Genomic DNA, 5,565 nt, shown 5'->3' on the forward strand with positions numbered 1-5,565 from the left:
TCTGGGCTTTCGCCATTCGACGCCGCGGCTGGTGGGCTACGCCCGCGCCGAGGCGATCCGCCACGCGACGCTGGTCGGGGATCTGGATCTCGCAGCCGAGCGGCTCGAACGCTGGCGGCACGAACAGCCGGAATTCTTCAGCGACAAGCTGATGTTTCATGCCGGGGAAACCGAAGCCTGCCAGATCGCCGAGTGGCGATTGAAGATCGCGCTGGGGGATCACGTTCACGCCCGGGGGCGGCTCACGGCGGCCAGCCGCGAGGCACGGCAGTCACGGCGCATGCGCAGGTTGCTGAAGCTTCGCGTACTCACGGCAATGTCGCTCAATGCCTGTGGTCGTGCCCACGAGGCGCAGCGTGCGCTGCTGGATGCGCTGGACCTGGGGCTGGCCGGCGGCATGCTGCGCAGTCCGCTCGACGAGCAACAGCCGCTGATCCGCCTGCTGCGCGAGCTCTACAACAATCTTCAGACGCAGCCGGAACTGCCGGAGCAGGACGGGTTGAAACCCTACCTCGTTCGTTTGCTTCGGGCCGCTGGCGAATCGCTGGATCTGCCGCAGGCCGACGTGCTGCCGAGCAGTCCTGACGAGATCGTCATGCCGCTGGAGCCGTTGACCGAGAAGGAGCGGCGAGTGCTCACCTGCGTCGCGCGCGGGCTGTCCAATCGTGACGCCGCCGACAGGCTCTGCGTGTCCACGAACACCATCAAGTGGCATCTGCGCAACGTGTTCGAAAAGCTCGGTATCACCAACCGGGTGCAGGCCGTCGCGGTCGCCCGACACCTCGGCCTGATCGAATAATGACCCGTTCGGCAGGGTAGCCCACCTTTCGGGTGGGGTACCCACCCGACGGGCTCCGCAACATCCAGTCTCGAGAAGGGTGCATCGACACCCGTCAACATGAGCTGGAGGAGCCCGTGGGATTACTTGTCAATATCGACAACGGCGGCACGTTGACCGACATCTGCGTCGCCGATGGTCCGAAGATCTACCGCACCAAGACACTGACGACGCCGTTCGATCTGTCCAAGTGCTTCTTCGACGGACTGGTCAAGGTGTCGAAGGAAATCTACGGACAGGAGGACATCGTCAGCCTGCTGTCCACCACCGATCACATCCGCTACTCGACCACGCAGGGCACCAACGCCCTGGTCGAGCGCAAGGGGCCTCGGCTGGGCCTGCTGACCAGCGGATCGATGAGCGACGGCGCGCTCAAGTCCTCGCCCGAATACGGCGGGCTGTTCGACGCGCTGGTTGGTGGTCGGGTCGCCGCGGTCGACGTGGCGCAGGATGACGCCGCGCTGGCCGCCGCGCTGACCCGCGAGATCAACCACCTGGCATCCTCCGGCGCCAACCGCATTGTCGTCGCCCACGGCGGCGCGGACTGCGCGGGCGTGGAAAAGCGGCTCAAGTCCATCCTGCTGCGCAAGTTTCCGCAGCATCTTCTGGGCGCGGTGCCGATTCTCTACTCCCACGAGGTGGTTGAGGACGAGGATGATCCGCGGCGCACCTGGACGGCGTTGCTCAACGCCTTTCTGCATCCGGCGATGGAGCGCTTCCTCTACAACGCCGAACACAAGCTTCGAAACAACAAATCCCGCAATCCGCTGCTGATCTTCCGCAACGACGGCCACTCGGCGCGTGTGGCCAAGACCATCGCGATCAAGACCTACAGCTCGGGTCCGCGTGGCGGCATGGAAGGTGCGCGGGCGATGGCCGAGCACTTCGGCTTCAAGCATCTGGTGTCGGTGGACATCGGTGGCACGACCACGGACATCTGCGAGGTTCACGGCGGGCAGGTCCGCGAGGATGACCACGGCAAGGTGGAAGGTGTCGAGGTTTCGTTCCCGTTGCCCAACGTGGTCAGCGTCGGCGTGGGTGGCAGTTCGATCATCAAGGCCGTCGACGGCGCGATCCGTATCGGTCCGGAGAGCGTTGGCAGCGAACCCGGTCCGGCCTGTTTCGGTCTGGGCGGCACCGAGGCGACGATCACCGACGCCTTCCTGCTGACCGGCCTGCTGGACCCGGCGTCCTATTTCGGCGGTGAGCTCTCCATCGATGTCGAGCGGGCCCGCAAGGCGATCCGGACGCATGTCGCCGATCCGCTGGGCATCTCCGAGGAGGAGGCCGCCACGCGGATGGAAACCGCCTGGGCGCAGAAAGTCGCCGACGGCATTCTTGCGTTCACCACCATCACGCCGGATACGACGCTGGCGGCCTTCGGAGGCGCCGGTCCGATGGTGATCTGCAAGGTCGCCGAGGCGGCCGGCGTCAACCGCGTGATCATCCCCGGGCTGGCGGCCGTGTTCTCGGCCTTCGGACTGGGCTTTTCCGACATCGCCCACCAGTACGAGCAACGCCTGTCCGATCCGGCGCAGATCGACGCCTGCGTCGACAAGCTGATGGCGCGGGCGCGGCGGGGCATGTACGCCGAGGGCTTTGCGCTGGAGGACTGCGAGATCGCTCGCTGTGTTCGCGTCAGCGGGCCTGACGGCGAGCGCGAGCTGCCGCTCAGCGACGATCTGGCGATCGCGCAACTGGGTGACAACTTCACCGTGCGGCTGGACGTCTCCAAGGCGATGCCGCAGCCGACGATCGAGGGCGCGTTCGGCGCAGGCAACGCACCGGCGGTCAACGACGGCACACGCCACCTGATGACGGAGGGTCAGTTCGCCGACGTGCCCGTGTACCGGGTGGAGGCGCAGAGCGGTGGGGCATCCGCCGCCGGTCCCGCCGTGCTTGAGGAAAAGTTTTTCACCGCACGTATCGAACCGGGCTGGACGATCGCGTTCAGCGAAAACCGGGACGTGCTGCTGACGCGTGACGGCGCTTGACCGCCGGCGCCACGAGGAGACAGCCATGAAAGTCATGATTACGGAAAATCTGCGTATCGATCTGGATACGGAGCAGTGGGAGTGCCGCTACTGCCAGCACGAGCTGATCAGCGCGCGCGACAACTACAAGCGCGCGCTGCTGGTCTACGACCGCGATCCGCGTGAGATCCACAAGCCGCTGCTGGACCCCACGAAGTACAAGCTGACCTATTCGCCGGACCCCAAGTGGTGCCGGATTCTCGAGTACTACTGCCCCCATTGCGGGACGATGATCGAGACCGAATACCTGCCACCGGGCCATCCGCCGGTCCACGACATCGAGCTGGACCTGGACAAGCTCAAGGCGCAGTGGGCGGATCGCGAGGAGGTCACCGAGGTGCCGGCGGGCACGGAGCCCGAACGCCACGTGCACTCGCACCATAACGGAGGCCAGCAATGAAACGCGTTTCCGTCGATATCGGTGGCACGTTCACCGACTGTTTCGTCGCCTGGGGCGACCAATACGTCGAATCCAAGGCCCTGACCACGCACCAGAACCTGTCCCTGGGCTTCAACGAGGCGCTGGACAATGCCTGCAAGTCCCTGGGGCTGACCGACAGCGATTTGCTGACCCAGGTCGATTCGGTGCGCTATGCCACCACGCTGGGCACCAATGCGCTGATCGAGCGCAAGGGGCCGCGGCTGGGGCTGCTGACCACCGCCGGATTCAGGTCCTCGGTGCCGCTGACGCGCGCCAAGGGTTATGCCACGGGGCTGCCGCACAAGCAGCAGATGGACGTGCCCAACGCCCAGCGTCCCGATCCGATCATCCCGATTCCGATGATCATGGAGGTCCGAGAGCGTGTGGACTACCTGGGCGAGGTCGTCCTGGAGCTGGATGAGGACGACGTGCTGGAGCAGCTGCGCAACCTGGTCGACAAGGGCGCGCAGGCGATCATCGTCAACCTCGCCAACTCGGTGGTGAATCCGGCGCACGAGCTGCGCATCCGCGAGCTGTTCCTGGAGGAATATCCGGGTCACATGCTGGGCGCGATTCCGATGCTGCTGTCGCATCAGGTGGCCGGGCGCAAGGGGGAGTACGTGCGCTCCATGTCGACCATCATCGACGGCTTTCTGCACGAAGTGATGTACCACGGCCTGGGCACGCTGGAGCTGAACCTGCGCAACGCCGGCTACAGCAAGCCGATGCTCTGCAATCACAACTCCGGCGGCATGGCGCAGCTCAACTCCACCGATGCGTTGCAGACCGTGCATTCCGGGCCGGTGTCCGGCATTGCCGCCGGCGAGCATCTGGCCAACCAGACCGACCTGGGCAACATCGTCGCCACCGACATGGGCGGCACGAGCTTCGACATCGGCATCGTCACCAAGGGAGGGGTCAAGCACTACGACTTCAATCCCATCATCGAGCGCTGGATGGTCAGCGTGCCGATGGTGCATCTGGTGACGCTGGGTGCCGGTGGCGGCTCGATCTGCTCCTACGACCGCATGTTCAAGACCGTGCAGGTGGGTCCGGAGTCCGCGGGTTCCGACCCGGGGCCGGCCTGTTACGACCGTGGCGGCATGCGGCCCACGGTGACCGACGCCGACCTGATCCTGGGCTATCTCGATCCGGCCAACTACGCCGGGGGCTACATCAAGCTCAATCCGCGACGTTCCAAGCAGGCCATCGACGAGGAACTGGCCGAGGACCTGGATCTGTCGGTGGTCGAGACGGCCAAGCTGATGAAGTCCACGGTGGACGGCAACATGGCCAACGGCATCGCCACCGAGCTGCGCACGCGCGGCTACGAGCCTGAGAATTTCACCATCCTGGCCTATGGCGGCAACGGTCCGCTGCATGCCTGTGGCATCGCCCGCGCGCTGGGCGTCAAGAAGGTGCTGGCGCCACCGTTCGCCTCGGTGTTCTCGGCCTGTGGCGCCGGCAACATGAGCCAGCTGCACATCCACGAGATGAGCACCTGGACCGTGCTGTTCGATGCCAACCAGTCCAAGTTCTTCGACAACTACGACTACTTCAACGGCATCGTCGAAGAGCTGGAAGAGCGGGGTCGCGAGGATCTGCTGCGCCAGGGCTTCACCCCGGAGCAGGTCAGCTACCGGTTGGAGCTGGACATGCGCTACGGCAACCAGCGCGTGGAAACCGCGGTGGTCACCGACCTGAACCGGATCAAGGGTCCCGAGGATGTGCTCAAGCTGATCGAGCAGTTCTTCACCCGTTATGGCGAGCGCTTCGGTTCGGGCAGCCAGACCCCGGAGGCCGGGGTGCGTATCAACACCATTCGCGTGTGTTCCTACGTCGATTTGCCGGGCATCGCCTTCCACGGCATCAAGCCCAACGGTCATCGGGCACCCGCGCCGCCGCCGGTCGATCATCGCGAGTGCCACTTCGTCGGCCACGACGGCGCGATCAACACGCCGATCTACGACGAGCAGGCACTAGTGGCCGGCACCCAGATCGAAGGTCCCGCCATCGTCGTGACACGCGCGACGACCTACCTGGTCGAGCCGGGCTGGCATTACACAGCCGCCGAGCAGAACGCGGTCTGGTTCACCTGCGCGGACTGATCCACGGAATTCGAGGAGACACACAATGAACGAACAAGTGAAACTGACGCCCGAGCAGCAGGAACTGCTCAACCGGTTCGTCCAGGACAACAAGATGTTCTACGCGCCGGACCCGGCGATCATGGAGAACCACCGGATCGAGCCGCGGTCGGCGATCGAGGACCA

The 5,565-nt window shown here is 65.0% G+C and carries 4 protein-coding genes; all 4 read left to right on the forward strand.

Annotated features, from left to right (window positions below):
• A partial coding sequence (locus tag ABNS06_RS03350; protein WP_348672554.1) for a helix-turn-helix transcriptional regulator occupies nt 1–799 on the forward strand: 799 nt, incomplete at its 5' end.
• Between the two features lie 116 nt (nt 800–915).
• A complete protein-coding gene (locus tag ABNS06_RS03355; RefSeq protein WP_348672555.1) occupies nt 916–2,832 on the forward strand; it encodes a hydantoinase/oxoprolinase family protein in 1,917 nt (638 codons plus the stop codon).
• 25 nt (nt 2,833–2,857) lie between these two features.
• Nucleotides 2,858–3,271 carry an acetone carboxylase subunit gamma gene (locus tag ABNS06_RS03360; RefSeq protein WP_348672556.1) on the forward strand — a complete coding sequence of 138 codons (414 nt, stop codon included), beginning with the start codon at nt 2,858–2,860 and terminating at the stop codon, nt 3,269–3,271.
• The gene (locus ABNS06_RS03365; protein ID WP_348672557.1) at nt 3,268–5,400 is read left to right on the forward strand and encodes a hydantoinase/oxoprolinase family protein; all 2,133 of its coding nucleotides are present in this window, start codon (nt 3,268–3,270) and stop codon (nt 5,398–5,400) included. The genes ABNS06_RS03360 and ABNS06_RS03365 overlap by 4 nt, the downstream gene beginning before the upstream one ends.
• Nucleotides 5,401–5,565 lie beyond the last annotated feature (165 nt).

Source organism: uncultured Abyssibacter sp. (assembly GCF_964000955.1).
In the GTDB taxonomy this organism is placed as follows: domain Bacteria; phylum Pseudomonadota; class Gammaproteobacteria; order Nevskiales; family OUC007; genus Abyssibacter.

Excerpts from the sequence above, each read along its gene's own strand:
- ABNS06_RS03360 (WP_348672556.1), top strand. The coding sequence starts at position 2,858 with ATGAAAGTCATGATTACGGAAAATCTGCGTATCGATCTGGATACGGAG.
- ABNS06_RS03365 (WP_348672557.1), top strand. The coding sequence starts at position 3,268 with ATGAAACGCGTTTCCGTCGATATCGGTGGCACGTTCACCGACTGTTTC.